Annotated in this window: 14 protein-coding genes; 10 read left to right on the top strand and 4 right to left on the bottom strand. The window is 70.3% G+C overall.

The window, feature by feature from the left end:
- Positions 1–81: 81 nt before the first annotated feature.
- The gene (locus G5C51_RS09890; RefSeq protein WP_338118074.1) at positions 82–708 is read right to left on the bottom strand and encodes a TetR/AcrR family transcriptional regulator; all 627 of its coding nucleotides are present in this window, start codon (positions 706–708) and stop codon (positions 82–84) included.
- A gap of 58 nt (positions 709–766) precedes the next feature.
- On the opposite strand from G5C51_RS09890, the gene G5C51_RS09885 reads away from it, so the two are divergent.
- The 4 genes from G5C51_RS09885 to G5C51_RS09870 are packed head-to-tail and all read left to right on the top strand — an operon-like array spanning position 767 to position 4,985.
- A complete protein-coding gene (locus tag G5C51_RS09885; protein WP_165235105.1) occupies positions 767–1,564 on the top strand; it encodes an acetoacetate decarboxylase family protein in 798 nt (265 codons plus the stop codon).
- A complete protein-coding gene (locus tag G5C51_RS09880; RefSeq protein ID WP_165235102.1) occupies positions 1,564–2,445 on the top strand; it encodes an SDR family NAD(P)-dependent oxidoreductase in 882 nt (293 codons plus the stop codon). Before G5C51_RS09885 ends, G5C51_RS09880 begins: the two co-directional genes overlap by 1 nt.
- Before the next feature lie 18 nt (positions 2,446–2,463).
- Positions 2,464–3,747, top strand: coding sequence for an amidohydrolase family protein (locus tag G5C51_RS09875; RefSeq protein WP_165235099.1), 1,284 nt, complete (start codon positions 2,464–2,466; stop codon positions 3,745–3,747).
- Complete coding sequence (locus G5C51_RS09870; protein WP_165235096.1) at positions 3,744–4,985, top strand: amidohydrolase family protein; 1,242 nt, start codon at positions 3,744–3,746, stop codon at positions 4,983–4,985. The genes G5C51_RS09875 and G5C51_RS09870 overlap by 4 nt, the downstream gene beginning before the upstream one ends.
- A 12-nt stretch (positions 4,986–4,997) precedes the next feature.
- On the opposite strand, the gene G5C51_RS09865 is transcribed toward G5C51_RS09870, so the two are convergent.
- Complete coding sequence (locus tag G5C51_RS09865) at positions 4,998–8,144, bottom strand: NACHT domain-containing protein (protein ID WP_165235093.1); 3,147 nt, start codon at positions 8,142–8,144, stop codon at positions 4,998–5,000.
- 49 nt (positions 8,145–8,193) lie between these two features.
- The gene (locus G5C51_RS09860; RefSeq protein WP_165235090.1) at positions 8,194–10,266 is read right to left on the bottom strand and encodes a phosphocholine-specific phospholipase C; all 2,073 of its coding nucleotides are present in this window, start codon (positions 10,264–10,266) and stop codon (positions 8,194–8,196) included.
- Positions 10,267–10,532: 266 nt separating this feature from the next.
- Between G5C51_RS09860 and G5C51_RS09855 the strand changes: the two genes are divergently transcribed.
- From G5C51_RS09855 to G5C51_RS09845, 3 genes are read left to right on the top strand one after another with little or no spacing between them, the layout of a single operon-like run.
- Positions 10,533–12,224: a hydrogenase maturation protein gene (locus G5C51_RS09855; protein ID WP_165235087.1), complete on the top strand. Its 1,692-nt coding sequence runs from the start codon at positions 10,533–10,535 to the stop codon at positions 12,222–12,224.
- A gap of 33 nt (positions 12,225–12,257) precedes the next feature.
- Positions 12,258–13,148 carry a sterol desaturase family protein gene (locus G5C51_RS09850; protein ID WP_165235084.1) on the top strand — a complete coding sequence of 297 codons (891 nt, stop codon included), beginning with the start codon at positions 12,258–12,260 and terminating at the stop codon, positions 13,146–13,148.
- A complete protein-coding gene (locus G5C51_RS09845; protein ID WP_165235081.1) occupies positions 13,145–13,798 on the top strand; it encodes a lysoplasmalogenase family protein in 654 nt (217 codons plus the stop codon). Before G5C51_RS09850 ends, G5C51_RS09845 begins: the two co-directional genes overlap by 4 nt.
- Here the strand turns inward: G5C51_RS09845 and G5C51_RS09840 are convergent.
- Complete coding sequence (locus G5C51_RS09840; RefSeq protein ID WP_165235078.1) at positions 13,756–15,282, bottom strand: S8 family peptidase; 1,527 nt, start codon at positions 15,280–15,282, stop codon at positions 13,756–13,758. The genes G5C51_RS09845 and G5C51_RS09840 overlap by 43 nt on opposite strands.
- A 246-nt stretch (positions 15,283–15,528) precedes the next feature.
- Between G5C51_RS09840 and G5C51_RS09835 the strand changes: the two genes are divergently transcribed.
- The 3 genes from G5C51_RS09835 (at position 15,529) to moaA (ending at position 18,672) form a co-directional block, all read left to right on the top strand.
- Entirely contained in the window at positions 15,529–15,897 is a 369-nt protein-coding gene (locus G5C51_RS09835) for a DUF485 domain-containing protein (RefSeq protein ID WP_165235075.1), read from the top strand.
- The gene (locus tag G5C51_RS09830) at positions 15,894–17,516 is read left to right on the top strand and encodes a solute symporter family protein (RefSeq protein WP_165235072.1); all 1,623 of its coding nucleotides are present in this window, start codon (positions 15,894–15,896) and stop codon (positions 17,514–17,516) included. The genes G5C51_RS09835 and G5C51_RS09830 overlap by 4 nt, the downstream gene beginning before the upstream one ends.
- A gap of 166 nt (positions 17,517–17,682) precedes the next feature.
- Entirely contained in the window at positions 17,683–18,672 is a 990-nt protein-coding gene (moaA, locus tag G5C51_RS09825) for a GTP 3',8-cyclase MoaA (RefSeq protein ID WP_165235069.1), read from the top strand.
- Positions 18,673–18,705 lie beyond the last annotated feature (33 nt).

Here is an 18,705-nt window from a genome sequence, read left to right as displayed (position 1 = left end):
AGGATGAAGAAGGAAGCACGCCGCGGAGCCGCCCCCGCGTACGTCCACGGTAGGTGCGCCCGCCGCGCCCGCACCACTGCTTTACGCGGGGCCCAGCAGCCCGTCCACCAGCGCTCGTGCCGACGCCGCGAACAGCCGGTCCACGTCCACCTCCGCGGCCAGTGCCCGCGCCAGCGCCGGGTCCTGGCCGGCCGTATCGGCGTCCCACAGCTCCTGCTCGCCCGGCCGCTGGACCGGCGCCCGCTCGCGGTAGCGCTCCAGCACCACGAAGCCGACGACCTGGAACTGCACCGCCCGCACCGCCTGCGCGGCCCGCGCCCCGCGCAGCCCCGCCGCGTGCACCTCGTGCACCAGCGCCTGCGCCACCGGCTGGAACATCTGCTCCGTGCGCCCGCGTTCGTGCACCAGCGCGACCAGGTGCGGATGCGCGCGCAGCTCGCGGCGCAGGGTGCGGGCGAGGGAGACGATCCGGTCCCGCGGCGTCCGCCCTCGCGGCCGGATCTCGCCGAGCTCGGCGACCGTACGGGCCACGAGCTCGGTCAGCAGCGACTCGCGGTTGCCGACATGCCAATAGATCGACGTGACCGCCGTCCCCAGCTCGGCCGCGAGCTTGCGCATCGTGAGCGCCTCGACGCCCTGCTGCTTGACGAGTTCGGCGGCCGTGTCCAGTACGAGGTCCCGGTTGAGCCGTGGGTGTTCACCTTTCACGCGTTCCGTTGTAACGGTGTTACAGGCCCAAAGGGAAGACCGGCGAAGGGTGAAGTACATGGCACGCGTACGGTACGGCCCGCGCAGCGAGGCCGAGATCAAGGCGGCGCGGGAGGGCAGCGCCAAACTGCCCGACATCTGGTCCACGGGCGTCGTGGCCGTCTGGGAGTCCGACGCCGACGCGGTCGCGGCCGTCCTGCCGCCGCCGCTGAAGCCGGGGGAGCGGCCCCTGGTTCGCGTGAACATCAGCAAGGTGGATCTGCCCGGATATCCGCTGGGCGCCGGGTCGTTCGCGGTGGCGGCGCAGCACGGGGACAGGGCCGGCTGGTATCCGCTGGTCATGCCGATGACCCACGAGCGGGCGCTGATCGGCGGCCGCGAGGTCTTCGGCGAGCCGAAGAAGCTCGGCGAGGTCGTGGTGACGCGGGACGGGAACGCCGTCGCGGCCCGGCTGGAGCGGCACGGCATCGCCTTCGTCGAGGTGCGCGGGAACGTCACCGGACCGCTGGAGCCGCCCGCGCCCGCCGAGAAGACCGACTTCTACGTGAAGTTCCTGCCGGCCGTCGACGGCAGCGGCTTCGACGCCGACCCCGTGCTGGTGCACTGCACCCGCCAGGAGAAGGTCCGCAAGCTGGAGGCCATCGACGGCGAGGTGGTGCTGCGCGAGTCGGCCTACGACCCCGTAGCGGATCTGCCGGTGCGCAGGCTGCTGGAGATCACCATCGGCGAGAAGACCACCGACCAGCGCGGCAAGGTCGTCGAGCGGCTGAGCGCGCAGGCGTTCGCGCCGTATCTGCACCAGCGCTATGACGATCCGCAGCAGGCGCACGACGGCCCGCCGGAAGGGACCGTCTGATGGAGCTGCGAGCGGGACAGACGGCGGTCGTCACCGGCGCCGCGAGCGGCATCGGGCTCGCCATGGCGAAGCGCTTCGCGGCCGAGGGGCTGCGGGTGGTGATGGCGGACGTGGAGGAGTCGGCGCTGGCCAAGGCGGCGGCCGAGATCGACAACGGCGCCAAGGTGCTGCCGCGGGTCTGCGACGTCTCCGTACGCGACGACGTCGAGGCCCTCGCCCAGGCCGCGTACGACGCCTTCGGCGGCGTGCACGTGCTGTGCAACAACGCGGGCGTCGGCTCCGGCGCCGAGGGCCGGATGTGGCAGCACGACCCGAAGGACTGGGAGTGGGCCTTCGCGGTCAACATCTGGGGCGTCTTCCACGGCATCCAGGCCTTCGTGCCGCGGATGCTGGACGGCGGCGAGCCCGGCCATGTGGTCAACACGTCATCCGGGGACGGCGGGATCGCGCCGCTGCCGACCGCGTCCGTGTACGCGGTGACGAAGTCGGCGGTGGTGACGATGACCGAGTCGCTGTACGCGCACCTGCGGGCGGAGGGCGCGCCGGTCGGCGCGTCGGTGCTGTTCCCCGGCCCGCACATGCTGCGTACGGGCCTGTGGGAATCGCATCGCAACCGCCCCGACCGGTACGCCAAGACGCGGCCGCGCAAGACCCCGTACCGGCGCCTCGACGAATGGGAGGCGGCGATGCGCGACGCCGGGCAAGAGGTCGAGTTCACGCCGGTGGAGGACGTCGCCGCCGAGGTCGCGGACGGCATCCGGGCGGACCGCTTCTGGATGCTGCCGGCCAGCGAGCGCAGCGACGCGCAGATCCGGGCGCGCTCGCAGTCGATGCTCGACCGGGCGAACCCGGGCTACTTGGAGAGCTTCATTCTCGATTAGGCGATTAGGAGCGTGCACATGAGCGTGAGCGACCCGTACCTGATCATCTCCTCCGACTGCCACGCCGGGCTGCCCACGGAGGAATACCGCCCGTATCTGGACAGCCGCTTCCACCGCGACTTCGACGAATTCCTGGCCGGGCGCGACGCCCGGCGCGCGGAGATGACGAAGCTCGGCATCCGCAACGAAGCCTTCGCCGAGAAGTGGTTCAGCGACAACGAAGAAGGCCTGCGCGGCGGTTGGGACGCCGCCCAGCGGCTGAAGGAACTCGACGGCGACGGCGTCGCGGCGGAGGTGGTCTTCCCCGACGCGGACGCCGTCGACAGCCAGACCGCCGCCCCCTTCGGCGTCGGCCTCGGCCTGTCCGGCGACCACGACCCCGAACTCGGCATGGCGGGCGCGCAGGCGCACAACCGCTGGCTGGCGGAGTTCGTGTCGCAGAACCCCGAGCGGCACTGCGGCGTGGCCCTGCTGCCGATCACCGCCGACCCGAAGGCCGTGGTCGCGGAGATCCACCGTGCGAAGGAGAGCGGCCTCGGCGCGCTCATGATCCCGGCCATGTGGGTGGACAAGGAGCCGTACCACGACCGCCGTTACGACCCGGTGTGGGCGGCGGCGGCCGAGTGCCGGATGCCGGTGATCACGCACTCGGGCGCGGCGCCGCGGCACGAGTACGGCGACCACCTGGGCATCTACGTATCGGAGGTGACGTGGTGGCCGGCGCGGCCGCTGTGGTTCCTGCTGTGGTCGGGGGTCTTCGAGCGGCACCCCGGGCTGCGCTTCGGGGTCGCGGAGTCGGGCTGCTGGTGGCTGCCGAACCTGCTGTGGTTCATGGACCGCCTGTACCTGGGCGCGCACGGCGGCAAGAAGCTCTCACCCTTCGCGGAGCTGAAGCGCCCGCCGCACGAGTACCTCGACCGGAATGTGTTCGTGTGCGCGACGAATACGAAGCGCCGCGAGCTGGCGCAGCGCTACGAGATCGGCGTCGACAACATCCTGTGGGGCTCGGACTTCCCGCACCCGGAGGGCACCTGGCCGGACACGCGGAACTGGCTCCGTAAGACCTTCCACGACATCCCGGTGGGAGAGACCCGGCGGATGCTGGGCGAGTCGGCGGCGGAGGTCTTCGGCTTCGACACGGCGGCGCTGGCGCCGGTGGCGCGCAGGATCGGCCCGACGCCGGCCGACCTGGGCCAGCCGGAGAACCAGGCACCGGTGGAGGAGTCCTGGCGCCGGGCGCGGGAGACGAACCGGCACTGGCTGACGGGCTTCGACTTCCCGTTCATGGGGGTGGGATCATGACCATCGCTGCTACGGACCGCTGCACCGTGATCTCGGCGGACTGCCACGCGGGCGCCGATCTGCTGGACTACAAGCCGTACTTGGAGTCGAAGCACCACGCCGCCTTCGACGCATGGGCGGCGACGTATGTGAATCCGTACGAGGATCTGCTCGCCGACACGGCCGACAAGAACTGGAACTCGGCGCGGCGGCTGGCGGAGCTGGAGGAGGACGGGATCGTCGCGGAAGTGGTCTTCCCGAATACGATCCCGCCGTTCTTTCCTAGCGCGTCGCTGATGGCGCCGGCGCCGACGCGGGAGGAATTCGCGCAGCGGTGGGCCGGGCTGCGAGCGCACAATCGCTGGCTGGCGGACTTCTGCGCGGCGGCGCCGGGGCGTCGGGCCGGGGTGGCGCAGATCCTGCTGAACGACGTGGAGGAGGCGGTAAAGGAAGTCCGCTGGGCGAAGGAGGCGGGCCTGACGGGCGGCATCCTGCTGCCGGGGACGCCGCCGGGTTCCGGGCTGCCGGAGCTGTACTCGTCTGCGTACGACCCGCTGTGGGCGGTGTGCGCGGAGCTGGGCGTGCCGGTGAACCACCACGCGGGGTCGGCGTCACCGCCGCTGGACGCGACTGAGCCTGCGGCTCGGGCGGTGTTCATGGTGGAGACGACGTGGTTCTCGCACCGGGCGCTGTGGCACCTGATCTTCGGCGGCGTCTTCCGGAAGCATCCCGAGCTGAAGCTGGTGCTGACCGAGCAGGGCTCGGGGTGGATACCGGGTGTCCTGGACATGCTGGACTACTACCACTCGCGGCTGGTCGCGGCGGCGTCAAAGGCTTCGACGGCGGAGTCGAAATTCGGCGCGGGGCTGGCGGCGATGATGGGGAACCCGCCTTCGGAGGTGTGGCGGGAGAACTGCTTCGTGGGGGCCAGCTTCATGCGGCCGCATGAGGTGCCGCTGCGGGATCGGATCGGGATCGACAAGATCATGTGGGGCAGTGACTATCCGCATGACGAGGGGACGTACCCGTATTCGCGGGAGGGCCTGCGGATCGCGTATGCGGACGTCCCGCGCAATGAGCTGCGCGCGATGGCGGCGGGGAATGCGGCTCGGGTGTACGGCTTCGACTTGGCGTATCTGGACGGGATCGCGGCCAAGTCCGGCCCTACGTACGAGGAATTGGCGGTGCCATTGGAGACCCCGCCGGCGGACGCCACGAGCCCGGTCTTCGCGCCGGGCGGGAAGGTGCGCGTCTGGTGAACAGGCGGCGGTTCACCCTGCCGGGCGCCTGGCCGGCAGGGTGAACCGCTCCCGGGGGATGCGGTCGGCGCCGGTAAAGGGGGTTTTGCGGCCGACCGAGATGGTGAGGTGATCCAGGTCAGCGAGCGGGGATAGGTCCAAGGGGGTGGGTCCCCCGAGACTTACGAACGTGAGATTCGGCATGTCCCGCAGGGCTTCCAGATACAGCACTTCCTGAACGTCAATCGCGATCAGAGTCTCGAGATGCTGACAGGGTGTCAGTGCGCGTAGGTCCGGAGTCTCTTGCTCGCGCAGGTTCAGCCACTTGAGCTCGGGCAGGCGACTGAGCAGCCGGATCTGATCGTACTGGTGTGGCCCGCTCAGAGTCATGGTGGTAAGCCCCGGCCAGCGGTCGACCCCGGAGAGGTCGGCGTTACCTGCCTGCTCGTACAGGCCAAGCTGCGTGAGCCCCGGATTCAGCGGCAATCCGTCGAGGCTGTCACCGGGAACCGGCGTATCGATGCAGAAGGACGTCAGCTCGGGCAGATCGGCTAGGGGTGAGAGGTCGAGGTCACGGCGCAGGCCGTACAGGTACAGCGCTTCCAGTGACGACCCACGAAGCGGCTCCAAGCTCTCGATTTCCTCGAGGTTTTGGAGAGCGAGTTCCCGCAGTTCGGGCAGGGGACGGAAGGCCTGCAGGTCACTGACACCTGGTGTGCCGAACAGTCCGAGCGTGCGTACATGTCTCAGGAGGTGCAGGTCGTCCGGCAGGTCAAGCGGGCATCCGTAGATGGTGGGACGGGTGTGATGCGGCAGTCGCGGGAGCTGTTCCAACTGTTCGCGCGTGTGCACCGCGACCCAGGACTCTTCCTGCGAGGTATTCAGCAGCACAACGTCCGCGTACTCCGCGGCGGGGAAAGAGCGCCATGCCTCCCCGATGGTGCCTTCCACCACGCCGCGTGGCCCGAGCGGCACTCGCCGGATCCACGCCAACGCGGCGTCACCGCCAATGGACGCGGCACAGCGAACGCACGCAGAAGCCGCCCACTCATCAAGCTGAGCCGGATCGGGCAGCAGCTCCAGTACCAGCGGGCCGATCTTCGCGAGCTCTTCCGCCTCCTCCGGGTTGTACGGCGGCAGCAGCTCCCTGGTCCGCCGTTCCACCTCGTCCCGCACCGCCGGATCCACCTCCAGCGCGTACTCCAAGCACGCCGCCGCCAGCAGCACCAGCCGCTGCCGATGCCGCTTCACCTTGTCCGCCCGCCGCAGCAGCCCTCGCAGCACCCGCACCCGCTCGTCCGGCCGCGCATGCCCGACGGCCATCCGCACCACGTCGTCCCACTTGTCGTCATGCGCGTGTCGCACGAGCACGCCGAAGTCCCGCGCCTCCACCGCGGCCGCCGCGCCCAGGTAGTCCTTGAAGGTACGGTGCACGAAGTCCACGACACCCGGAGACGGCTCGCGCAGCAGCCCGCTGCGTATCAGCAGATGCCGGAAGACCTTCTCCGGTTCCGCGGAGCCCGCCAGTTGCGGCATCGCGGTCAGCCACTCCGCGACCATCTCCACGGCCTCGGATTGCTCCGCCTCGTCCTGATCGTTACGGATCAGCCAGTACGCCAGCCGCCGGAGCAACAGCAACTGCTCGCTGCGCCCGAGCTCCACCCCCTCGGTCCCGCTGACCTGACGCTCCGTGTCCCGGCGGATCAGCAGCATGTCCAGCGCCGCGTCGTACAGCTCCATGCGGGCCCGTGGCAGGTACATCCTGCGGTCCCGGTTCAGGGCGCACAGCAGTGCGCACATCAGCGGATTTGTGGCGAGCCGGCCCAGGTCCCGGCGCGTGGTCACGGCTTCCTTCAAGCTCTGTTCGTACTGCGCCAGGGCCTCGTCCTCGCACTCCAACTGTGCCGCGGCATGCCAGTGCGCGATGAATTCGGCCACGCCCTCCCGCTCCATCGGCAGCAGCGAGTGCGCTTCGAAGCCCAGCGTCGCCAGCCAGTCCTCCGGGACCGCCGACGGCCGGGTGGTGACCACGTAACGTGCACCGGGAAAGGCGGTCACCAGCCCCTTCAGCCAGTCCCGCGTCTGCTTGCGCATCCGCTCCGGAATCTCGTCGACGCCGTCGATAAGCACCAACGCCCGGCCAGCCTCGAGCAGATCCTGTGCCCACCCGTCCGGCGCGGCCCCACCCATGGGCACCCGGGCCGCCGTCATGAAGTCCTCCGGCATCGGCAGCTCGCCGCCTCTGGCGTTGATCTCCCGTAGTCGCAGCACGAACGGCACGCAGCGGTTCCACTCCGCCAGCCGTCCGGCGAAGCGCCGCCGGGCCGTGTTCACCGCGAGCCACTGCATCAGCGTGCTCTTGCCCGACCCCGCCGGACCGCGCAGCAACAGCCGTTGTCCGTCTGCCAGCGCCTCCTCCACCCGGATCGCCGGCCGTCCGAAGCCGTGGGGCCCTTCCCGGTGCCCCAGTTCCGCCTCGGCCCCGCTCACCGCGAGGCTGATGTAAGCCGTATCCAGGGCCAGGTCCGTGCTCGTACGGCCCAGCGTCAGCCCGAAGAGCTCCACTCGCGCGTACGTCTCCGCGACGTACTCCGCGTAGCGTTGCTCGAAGGCAAGCCCTGCCCCCGCGCCGTCCCCCGGCAGCCGCTCGCGGATCTCCTCCAGCGCGCGCTGCGCCTCCCCGCTCCGCCGGATCAACTCCACATCCGCGCGCGGCCCGAACGACGGCAGCGCGGTGGCGATCTCCACCGCATGCCGGCAGCACAGCGCCAGCAGCTCGCCCCGCAGCGACTCAGCCGCCGGACTGAGCCCGGCCACCGGCCGCCCCACCCGCGACGCCAGCGCCTCCGCATCCAGATCGAGCGCCATCAGCTCATCGAGGCCCGCAAGTCCCTGGAAGGCATCCCGCACCGCCTCCACCGCCGCCAGCCGTTCCGCCTCCGGCAGCTCCGCGTACGGCCCGGCGGCACACGCTCGCCGCAGCCGTCCCGCCAGGTCGTCGACCAGCCGCCCCAGCTCTTTCTCCCCGAGCCGCGCCGCCTGCCGCCCCGGTAACGCGGCACGGCCGGGAGCGGTCACCAGACCGGCTCCCGGCCGCTTCGGCCGCAGCACCGCCTTCGCCGCGGAGCCGGCCACGGTGGCGGCAACTCGCGCAAGTACGGCCTCGATTGTCCCCGTCATGTCCGTACTCTACGAGCCGGGCCCGTCAGCCCATCAGCCCATCGGTCCGTCAGCTTGTGGCCAGCGCCGGGTCGCTGACCCCCTTCGCCCCCGTCTCCACATGCCCCGCGAAGCGCCGCAGCCACCCGGCGTCCTCCGCCGACGTCACCGACACGTCGTACCAGCGCTTGCTGCCGCTCAGGTCCACCGTGTGCTCCACCGTCGCGCCCGGCTTCACCGTGAAGGTCTCCTTCGCGCCGCCGTACGCGTTCGCCACCGTCAGACTGTGAGCCGAGGAGCCCGTGTTCGTGAAGGTGAGCTTCAGGTTCCCGGAAGACGCGTCGTGTCGCGCCTTCACCTCCGCGCCCTTCACCTTCGCCGCGCCCTTGAAGCGCGCCAGCGTGCCGTTCGGGCCGTACGCCGACAGGTCGTACGCGCCCTGCCCCGACGCCTTCCACGTCCCCCGCAGGGTCTTGCCCGCCTCCGTCGTGTACGTGCGCGTCGGCGCCTTCGCCGAGCCGGCGGACGTCACGTAGAAGCACGCGCCCGCCTTCCTGCCGCCCGTGAAGCTCAGCGACACCGCGCCCTTCGCCGTGTCCACCGCCGCGTCCACCACCGGCGCGTACGGCAGCGGGCGCGTCGGCCGGCTGCCCGCCTCCTGCTTCGGCATCGACGGGTCGGCCGGCGGCGTGAAGGGGAAGTCCGGGTGGCGGTTCTTGTCCGGGGGCTCGTACGCGTCCGTCGGCGGGAGTTCCGCCGGGTCCGTGACCTTCACCGAGAAGTCGAAGGCCGACGTCAGGTCGCCCGCCACCGCCCGCCGCCACGGCGTGATGTTCGGCTCCTCCACCCCGAAGCGCTTCTCCATGAACTGCACGAGCGAGGTGTGGTCGAAGGTCTCCGAGCAGACGTAGCCGCCCGTCGACCACGGGGATACGACGAAGGTCGGCACCCGCGGGCCGAAGCCGAACGGGCCCTTCGCGGTGTATCCCGAGACCCCGCCCGTGTAGTAGTCCTTCGAGGCGTCCGCCGTCGACGCGCCCCGCCCCTCGCCCAGCGGCGGGTGCGGCGGCACCACGTGGTCGAAGAAGCCGTCGTTCTCGTCGTACGTGATGAACAGGGCCGTCTTCGACCAGACCTCCGGGTTCGAGGTCAGCGCGTCCAGCACCCGCGCGATGTACCAGGCGCCGTAGTTCGGCGGCCAGTTGGCGTGCTCGCTGAAGGCCTCGGGCGAGACGACATACGAGATCTTCGGCAGCTTGCCGGCCTGGACGTCAGCCTTGAGCTGGTCGAAGTAGCCTTCGCCCGCCTTCGCGTTGGTGCCGGTACGGGCCTTGTCGAAGAGCGGGTCGCCCGGCTTGGCGTTGCGGTAGTTGTTGAACCACAGCAGCGAGTTGTCGCCGTAATTGCCGCGGAAGGCGTCCTCGATCCAGCCCCACTTGCCGTTCGCGTCCAGGCCGTCGCCGATGTCCTGGTAGACCTTCCACGACACCCCGGCCTTCTCCAGCCGCTCGGGGTAGGTCGTCCAGCCGTAGCCCGCCTCCTCGTTGCCCATCACCGGGCCGCCACCGGTGCCGTCCTGGCCGTTGCTGCCGGCGAACATGAAGTAGCGGTTCGGGTCCGTGGCCCCGATGAACGAGCAGTGGTACGCGTCGCAGATGGTGAACTTGTCCGCGAGCGCGTAGTGGAAGGGGATGTCGGAGCGGTTCAGATACGACATCGTCGCCGGGGACTTCGCGGCTATCCAGTTGTCGTACGCGCCGTCGTTGAAGGCCGCCTGGCCGCCCGCCCAGTCGTGGTTGAGGCCCTGGAGGTACTTCATCCCGAGGTCGTCCGCCGCGGGCCGGAACGGCAGCACCTCCTTGCCGCCGCCGTCCGCCTGGTGCCACACGCTCTTGCCCGACGGCAGCGTCACCGGGCGCGGGTCGCCGAAGCCGCGGACGCCGTTCAGCGGGCCGAGGTAGTGGTCGAAGGACTCGTTCTCCTGCATCAGCACCACGATGTGCTGGATATCCGAGATGTCCCCCGCCACGCGCTTGGCGGGGATCGCGGCCGCGCGGTCGATGCTGGAGGCCAGCGCCGCGAAGGCGGCCGTACCGCCGGCCAGCTGCAGAAAGCGGCGGCGGTCGAGCGGAGAAGAAGACATGGAGAGGGTGACCTCCTGGGAGCCGTGGGGTGCCGGACCAAGCTGCTCGTATCAACGGTCACGTGCGTGACGGTGGTACGAATCCGAAACGTACCGCCGGTAAAGATCGGCGTGCCAGTGCACGTTCGTGATCGATCCGGACCCGTAATGAGCAAGTGGGAGCAGTGGAGGCATCTGCGCATAGCGAACGATTCGGTGGGGTATCGCTGCGGCATATGCGACCGACACAGGCTCCCGACCTCGACCTGGCTGCAGGAGAGGAACCCATGCGCATCCTGTTGATCGCCACCGCGTACAACTCCCTCACCCAGCGCGTGGAGGCCGAACTCGGCGACCGCGGGCACCTCGTCCGGTTCCGGGAGGCGGGTGACGAGAGCGCGTTGAGCCGGGCGGTCGAGCAGGACGACCCGCATCTCGTCATCGCCCCGATGCTGAAGACCGCCATTCCTGCTGAGGTCTACAAGCGCCGGGTCTGCCTGATCGTCCACCCCGGCCCGATGGGCGACCGCGGCCCCTCCGCGCTCGACTGGGCCGTCGACGGCGGCGAGCGGCGGTGGGGCGTCACCGTGCTGCAGGCCGCCGAGGAGATGGACGGCGGCGACATCTGGGCCACGGTCGGCTGCGAACTGCCGCCGCGGGCGAAGAGCGACCTGTACCGGGGCGAGATCGCCGACGCCGCGCTGCAGGCGGTGCATCTGGCCGTCGAGCGCTATGCCTCCGGCCGGTACGTGCCGGAGCCGCTGGACTACACCCGCCCCGACGTGCGCGGGCGGGCCCGCCCGTACTTCCGGCAGGACCGGCGGCGCATCGACTGGGCCGCCGACGACACGCGGACCGTGCTGCGCAAGCTGCGCGCGGCCGACTCCTTCCCCGGCGTGCTCGACGAGATCGGCGGGCGCGAGTACTTCCTCTACGGCGGGCACGCGGAGGACGAGCTGCGCGGGCGGCCGGGGCGGCTACTCGCCCGCCGCGCGGGCGCGGTGTGCCGGGCCACGGCGGACGGCGCGGTGTGGCTGACGCAGCTGCGGCCGCGGCGTACGGCCGAAGGACCCGCCACCTTCAAGATGCCCGCCACCAAAGCCCTCGGTGCCACGGCGCAGCTGCTGCCGCACGTCCCCGCGCCGCTCACGCTCCCCGCCGGGCGCCGCACCTGGACCGACATCCACTACCGCGAGCACGCCGGCGGCCGCGTCGGCGTCCTCGGCTTCTCCTTCCCGGCGGGCGCGATGTCCACCGACCAGTGCCGCCGGCTGCTGGCCGCGTACCGGCACGCGCTCACCCGCCGCACCAAGGTGCTGGTCCTCGGCGGTGAACGGGACTTCTTCTCCAACGGCATACACCTGGGCACCATCGAGGCCGCGGACGATCCGGCGGGGGAGTCATGGGCCAACATCAACGCGATGAACGACGTGGTGAAGGCGGTGCTGGAGACCACCGACCGGCTCACCGTCGCCGCGCTCGGCGGCAATGCGGCGGCCGGCGGCGTGATGTTCGCGCTCGCGGCCGACGAAGTGTGGTGCCGGCAGGGCGTGATACTGAACCCGCACTACCGGCGGATGGGCCTGTACGGGTCCGAGTACTGGACGTACACGCTGCCCCGCCGGGTCGGCTGGGAGCAGGCGCACCTGCTGACCGACGACGCGGTGCCGGTGAGCGCCAGCCGGGCGCGGCACCTGGGCCTGGTCGATCACGTACTCCCGGCAGGGCCCGAGGAGTTCCGGTCAGCGGCGGCCGAGCTGGCGCAGACGGTCGCGGCCTCCCGGCATCTGGCGGCGCGGCTGCGCGAGAAGCGGCGGCGGCGGGAGCGGGACGAGTCGATCAAGCCACTGGAGTGGTACCGCTCCGGCGAACTCGCCCGGATGTGGCGCAACTTCTACGCCGCGGACTCCCCGTACCACGCCCTGCGCACGGCCTTCATCCGCAAGCAGCCGGCGGAACTGGCCCGCTCCCGCGCCTAGGCGCCGCTCGATCGCCGTTCTAGGGTTCGCACCATGCCTGACCTGCCCGATGTGGTGCTGTGGTCCATCCCGGCCTTCCTCGTCCTCACCCTCGCCGAGGTGATCAGCTACCGGCTGCACCCGGACGAGGAAGCGGCGGGCTACGAGACCAAGGACGCGGTCACATCGATGACGATGGGCCTCGGCAGCATCTTCACCGACCTGCTGTGGAAGATCCCGGTCGTCGCGGTCTACGCGGCCGTCTACGAGCTGACGCCGCTGCGCGTCCCGGTGGTGTGGTGGGCGCTGCTGCTGACGCTGCTCGCGCAGGACTTCTGCTACTACTGGTCGCACCGCGGCCACCACGTCGTCCGGCTGCTGTGGGCCTCCCATGTGGTGCACCACTCCAGCCGGAAGTTCAACCTCTCGACCGCCCTGCGGCAGCCCTGGACCTCGGCGACGTCCTGGCCGTTCTACCTGCCGATGATCCTGTGCGGCGTGCACCCGGCGGCGCTGGCGTTCTGCTCGTCGGTGAACCTCGTCTACCAGTTCTGGATCCACACCGAGCGCATCGGCCGGCTGCCACGGCCGGTCGAGTACGTCCTCAACACCCCGTCCCACCACCGCGTCCACCACGCCTCGCAAGGCAACTACCTGGACCGCAACTTCGGCGGCATCCTGATCGTCTGGGACCGGCTCTTCGGCTCCTTCGAACCGGAGCGGGAGCCGTGCGCCTACGGCCTGACGAAGAACATCACGACGTTCAACCCGCTCCGGGTGGCGACGCACGAGTACGCGGCGATCGCGCGGGATGTGCGGGCGGCCGGGGACTGGCGGGAACGCGCGGCCCGGGTCTTCCGCGGCCCAGGCTGGCAGCCGTCGGCCGCATCACCCGCTACGGCCCGTCCGGCACCCGCGCCGGAGCCGGACCCGCAGCCCCGGTGAACAGCCGCCTGGCGCTGCGCGCCTTCACCGCCGTATCCGCGCTGCACCTCGCCGCCCTGCTCTTCGGCCTGCAGCCGCTCGAGTACGCCACCAAGCCCCTGCTCATGCCGCTGCTGGCCGTATACGCGGCGCTCCGTGGCGGGCCGCGGCTGCTCATCGCCGCGCTGCTCTGCGGCGCCGCAGGAGACGTGCTGCTGCAGATCGGCGGCCCGGCGTTCCTCGCCGGAATGGGCGCCTTCGCGGCCGGACACGTCTGCTATCTGGCGCTGTTCAGGGCCCGCGGCCACCGCCCGCACCGCGTGGCCGCGATCGCGTACGCCGCCGTCTGGGCGGCCACCCTCGCGGCGCTCTGGCCGGGCCTCGACCCGGCATTGCGCGGCCCGGTCGCCGCGTACAGCCTGCTGCTCGCCGCCATGGCCTGGCGGGCGAGCGGGGCCGGAACGCGAGCGGGTGCCGGAGGGGCGCTCTTTCTCCTCTCCGACACCCTCATCGCGACCCGGCTCGCCGACTGGCCGCAGCCGCCGGCGGCCGGGTTCTTGGTGATGTCGACCTACCTGGCCGCCCAGTACCTGCTCGTCACAGGCCTGCTACCGGGCGGCCCGGCGGATCAGCGCACCGCGTCCAGCGCGTCCACGATGCCCTTGCCGTAGAAGCCGTTCGACCTCTTCGACCCTTCGCAGGTGGAGTCCTCGACACCATTGCCGTCCGGGTCGTAGAACTCCGGGCAGCCCGGGTTGTCGGCCTGCGCCTTGAGCAGCTGCTGCAGCTGCGCACCGTTGGCATACGGGTGCGTCGACTTCAGCAGCGCGGCCACGCCGGAGACGTGCGGTGCCGCCATCGACGTGCCCTGCAGCCACGCGTACGCGCCGTCAGGCATGGTCGACAGGATGCGGCCGTTCTTCGACGGGTTGTCCGGGATCTGGTACTTGTCGCCACCCGGCGCCGCCACGTCGACCCAGCCCTTGCCGTACGTGGAGTAGTACGACTTCAGGTCCTGGACACCGGTCGCGGACACCGTCGCCACGCCCGGCAGCTGGGTCGGGATGTCCCAGCACTCCGACGGGTCGATGGTGCGCTCGACCGGCGTGGTGTCGTCCGGCGAGGAGTCGTCCACGATCGCGTCCGAGTCGAGGTCGTGGTTGGAGTTACCCGCCGAGGCGACGTTCAGCAGGCCCTTCTTCTGCGCGTACGCGGAGGCCCGGCCGACCGCGTCCACGATGGCACGCTGGTCCGGGTCGTCCTTGCAGTTGTAGAGCCACGGGTCCACGTAATAGCTGTTGTTGGTGATCTCGATGCCGTGGTCGGCCGCGAAGACGAACGCGCAGACCACCGACTCCGGGAAGAACAGCTGGGTGTCCGGCTCGGACACCTTGATGGACGCCACCTTCACGCCCGGCGCCACACCGGCCACACCGACGCCGTTACGCGCCGCCGCGACCTCGCCCGCCACGTGCGTGCCGTGGTAGGCGTCGGAGGTGTACGGCCGCCAGGCCCCGTCGCTCGTATCAGCCACGCCGCCGACGCAGTTCGCCGACTGCGACTTGCTGAAGTTGGGCGCCAGGTCCGGGTGGGTGTCGTCGACACCGGTGTCGATGACGCCGACGGTCACCTTCTTGCTACCCGGGTTGATCTTGTTCGCCTTGTCGGACTTGATGGCGCGCAGGTCCCACTGCTCGGGCTCCAGTGGCTCCTGGTCCGCGGCCGCCTTCGGGGCGTCCGCGAGCGAATACGGCTTCGGTGCCCCCTCCTTGTCCTCGTCCGTCCAGGCCGGCTTGAGCGGTGCCGTGCGGGCCGCGCCCGCCGAGTCCACACCGCGGACGCCGCGCAGTTCCTTGGCGAAGTCCGCGTTGGCCGAGTGGACGATGAACACGCCTATGCGCTCATAGGCCTTCACGAGCTTGCCGTCCGCCGCGGCTATCGCCTTCGTGACCCGGGCTGTGGTGCCCCGGTCGGTGTCGGCGTTCACGAGGTAAGGCAGCGTGTCACCGGCGGCCTTGGCGCCCGCGGCTGCCACCTCCGCGTCGCGTGCCGCGTCGGCGGAGGCCGAACCCGGCAGGAAGCCGAGCGCGACCGTGAGAGCGAGCCCGGTGGACGCCGCGGCCATGCGGGTCCACCGAGGTCTGGGATGGGTCATGGGGTCTCCAGATCATCCGTCAGGTCCGATCCGCGGGTCTCCCTCCCGCGGTCGGGTACATGGCAAGCGAAGCTATCGCCGATCACGGTCCGCCATCAATACGCAACTTGGCGGGCGATTTCCCGCGCCGCCATCTTTTGGATCAGGAACCGCACCCGTAACATGCGCGCGGAAACGTGTTGTGACTCAGCTCACGAGGTGCTGTGAACGCTCACAACCCCGCCCCCTTGATCACCAGGAGAGACCGTGTCCGCACCACCCCCAGGAAGCATCCCCAAGCAGCCGGGGCCGGGGCGCTACACAGCGGTGCAGCAGAGCCAGGAGTTCGGCGCCCTCCGCCGCGCCTACCGCTCCTTCTCGTTCCCGCTCACCGTCGCGTTCGTCGTCTGGTACCTGGCATACGTCCTGCTGTCCGTTTTCGCGACCGACGCCATGGGCACGAAGGTCGCCGGCAACATCAATGTCGCCTTCGTCCTGGGCGTTCTGCAGTTCGTCACCACGTTCCTCATCGCGTGGTTCTACGCCCGGCACGCCGCCGCCAAGATCGACCCGAAGGCCGAGGCCATCAAGAACCGCGTGGAGAGCGAGAACGACGCAGTGGAGCGTGACGCATGAGTACGACCTTCACCCTGGCCATCGAGGCCAAGGAGCACCGCCCGCTGATCATCTCGCTCTTCTCGCTCTTCGTGGCGGCGACCCTCGCCATCACCGTCTGGGCCGGCCGCAAGACCAAGGACGCCACCGACTTCTACGCCGGCGGCCGCTCCTTCACCGGCTTCCAGAACGGCCTTGCCATCTCCGGCGATTACATGTCGGCGGCGTCCTTCCTCGGCATCGCGGGCGCCATCGCACTCTCCGGTTACGACGGGTTCCTCTACTCCATCGGCTTCCTGGTCGCCTGGCTGGTGGCGCTGCTGCTGGTCGCCGAACCGCTGCGCAACTCCGGCCGGTTCACCATGGGCGACGTGCTCGCGTACCGGATGCGGCAGCGCCCGGTCCGTACCGCCGCGGGCGTCTCGACGATCGTCGTGTCCATCTTCTATCTGCTGGCGCAGATGGTCGGCGCGGGCGCGCTGGTGGCGCTGCTGCTCGGCATCAGCGGGGAGGGCGGCAAGAACCTGATCGTCGTCCTCGTCGGCGTCATCATGATTCTCTACGTGACGATCGGCGGCATGAAGGGCACCACCTGGGTGCAGATCGTCAAGGCCGCGCTGCTGATGACCGGTGCGCTGCTGCTGACGATCATGGTGCTGGCAGAGTTCAACTTCAACATCTCCGACCTGCTCGGCACCGCGGCCGAGGAGAGCGGCAAGGGCGCGGCCTTCCTGGAGCCCGGTCTGAAGTACGGGGTCTCGACCACGTCGAAGATCGACTTCATCTCGCTGGGCATCGCCCTGATCCTCGGGACCGCGGGCCTGCCGCACATCCTGATCCGCTTCTACACGGTGCCGACGGCGCAGGTCGCCCGTAAGTCCGTGCTGTGGGCGATCGGCTTGATCGGCGCCTTCTACCTGATGACGATCGCCCTCGGCTTCGGCGCCGCCGCGCTGGTCGGCCCGAAGGAGATCACCGAATCCAACCCGGCGGGCAATACGGCGGCGCCACTGCTCGCCTACCATCTGGGCGGCGGTGACGGCAGCGCCTGGGGCGCGATCCTGCTCGCCGTGATCTCCGCGGTCGCCTTCGCGACGATCCTGGCGGTGGTCGCGGGGCTGACGCTGGCCTCGTCGTCGTCGTTCGCGCACGACATCTACGCAAACGTCATCAAGCGCGGCAAGGCGAGCGAGAAGCAGGAGGTCGGCGCGGCCCGTATCTCCGCGGTGCTGATCGGCGGCGTCGCGATCGGCCTCGGCGTCTTCGCCGGGAATCTGAATGTCGCGGGTCTGGTGGCGCTCGCCTTCGCGGTGGCCGCCTCGGCGAACCTGCCGACGATCCTCTACAGCCTCTTCTGGAAGCGCTTCAACACCAATGGCGCCCTGTGGTCGATCTACGGCGGCCTGATCACGGCCGTGGGCCTGGTGCTCTTCTCGCCGGTGGTCTCCGGCAAGGAAACGTCGATGTGGCCGGGTGTGGACTTCGCCTGGTTCCCGCTGGAGAACCCGGGGCTGATCTCCATCCCGATGGGCTTCCTGCTGGGCATCCTGGGCTCGCTCCTGACGAAGGACGAGGACGAGGACGGCGAGAAGTTCGCCGAGCTCGAGGTCCGCTCCCTGTCCGGGGCGGGCGCGCACTGAGCCGCTCAGTCGCAGGTCAGGGCGGGCGGCACCGTTGTCGGGTGCCGCCCGCCCGGCTTTTTCCACAGTTTTCCGCGATACGGATGTGAGGTTTCGTCCGTGCCCGATGTCGGTGCCCTCGCGTAGGCTGCCGACTGTAGGAACATCCACCTGGAGAGGCCGCCACATGCTCTTGGACACGTTCGGGCGCACCGCAACCGATCTGCGCGTGTCCCTGACGGACCGCTGCAATCTCCGCTGTACGTACTGCATGCCCGAGGAGGGTCTGCAGTGGCTCGGTAAGCCCGACCTGCTCACGGACGACGAGATCGTCCGGCTGATCCGGATCGCGGTGACCGACCTCGGCATCACCGAGGTCCGCTTCACCGGCGGCGAGCCGCTGCTGCGCCCCGGCCTGGTCGGCATCGTGGAGCGGGTCGCGGCCCTGGAGCCCCGCCCGCAGATGTCGCTGACCACCAATGGCATCGGCCTGGAGCGTACGGCCCCGGCGCTGAAGGCCGCCGGCCTGGACCGGGTCAATGTCTCGCTCGACACCCTCAGGCCCGAGGTCTTCCAGCAGCTCACCCGCCGCAAGCGGCATGACGACGTGCTCCGCGGCATGGCCGCGGCCCGCGAGGCGGGTCTGTCTCCGGTGAAGGTCAATGCGGTCCTGATGCCCGGGCTGAATGACGACGAGGCCCCCGACCTGCTGGCCTGGGCCATCGAGCACGATTACGAGCTCCGCTTCATCGAGCAGATGCCGCTGGACGCCCAGCACGGCTGGCAGCGCGACGGCATGATCACGGCGGGCGACATCCTGCAGAGCCTCCGCACCCGCTTCGACCTGACGGAGGAGGGCGCGGACGAGCGCGGCTCGGCCCCCGCGGAGCGCTGGCTCGTGGACGGCGGCCCGCACCGGGTCGGCGTGATCGCCTCGGTGACGCGCCCGTTCTGCCGGGCCTGCGACCGCACGCGTCTCACGGCGGACGGCCAGGTGCGCAACTGCCTGTTCGCGCGCGAGGAGTCGGACCTGCGCGGCGCGCTCCGCGACGGCGCGTCGGACGCGGAGATCGTGGAGCGCTGGAAGGCCGCGATGTGGGGGAAGAAGGCCGGGGCAGGCCTGGACGACCCGAGCTTCGTACAGCCAGAGAGGCCCATGTCGGCAATCGGCGGCTAAGCGGCGAGGGCGACCAGAATCAAGCCCGCCCGG

This window comes from Streptomyces coryli, assembly GCF_011044975.1.
GTDB classification, from domain to species: domain Bacteria; phylum Actinomycetota; class Actinomycetes; order Streptomycetales; family Streptomycetaceae; genus Streptomyces; species Streptomyces coryli.
Note: the sequence above shows the minus strand (reverse complement) of the source record. Positions and strands in the feature narration are given on the sequence as shown.

Coding starts and splice junctions, on each gene's coding strand:
- G5C51_RS09855 (WP_165235087.1), top strand. CDS start 10,533: ATGCGCATCCTGTTGATCGCCACCGCGTACAACTCCCTCACCCAGCGC.
- G5C51_RS09830 (WP_165235072.1), top strand. CDS start 15,894: ATGAGTACGACCTTCACCCTGGCCATCGAGGCCAAGGAGCACCGCCCG.
- G5C51_RS09860 (WP_165235090.1), bottom strand. CDS start 10,266: ATGTCTTCTTCTCCGCTCGACCGCCGCCGCTTTCTGCAGCTGGCCGGC.
- G5C51_RS09875 (WP_165235099.1), top strand. CDS start 2,464: ATGAGCGTGAGCGACCCGTACCTGATCATCTCCTCCGACTGCCACGCC.
- G5C51_RS09865 (WP_165235093.1), bottom strand. CDS start 8,144: ATGACGGGGACAATCGAGGCCGTACTTGCGCGAGTTGCCGCCACCGTG.
- G5C51_RS09885 (WP_165235105.1), top strand. CDS start 767: ATGGCACGCGTACGGTACGGCCCGCGCAGCGAGGCCGAGATCAAGGCG.
- G5C51_RS09840 (WP_165235078.1), bottom strand. CDS start 15,282: ATGACCCATCCCAGACCTCGGTGGACCCGCATGGCCGCGGCGTCCACC.
- moaA (WP_165235069.1), top strand. CDS start 17,683: ATGCTCTTGGACACGTTCGGGCGCACCGCAACCGATCTGCGCGTGTCC.
- G5C51_RS09880 (WP_165235102.1), top strand. CDS start 1,564: ATGGAGCTGCGAGCGGGACAGACGGCGGTCGTCACCGGCGCCGCGAGC.
- G5C51_RS09870 (WP_165235096.1), top strand. CDS start 3,744: ATGACCATCGCTGCTACGGACCGCTGCACCGTGATCTCGGCGGACTGC.
- G5C51_RS09850 (WP_165235084.1), top strand. CDS start 12,258: ATGCCTGACCTGCCCGATGTGGTGCTGTGGTCCATCCCGGCCTTCCTC.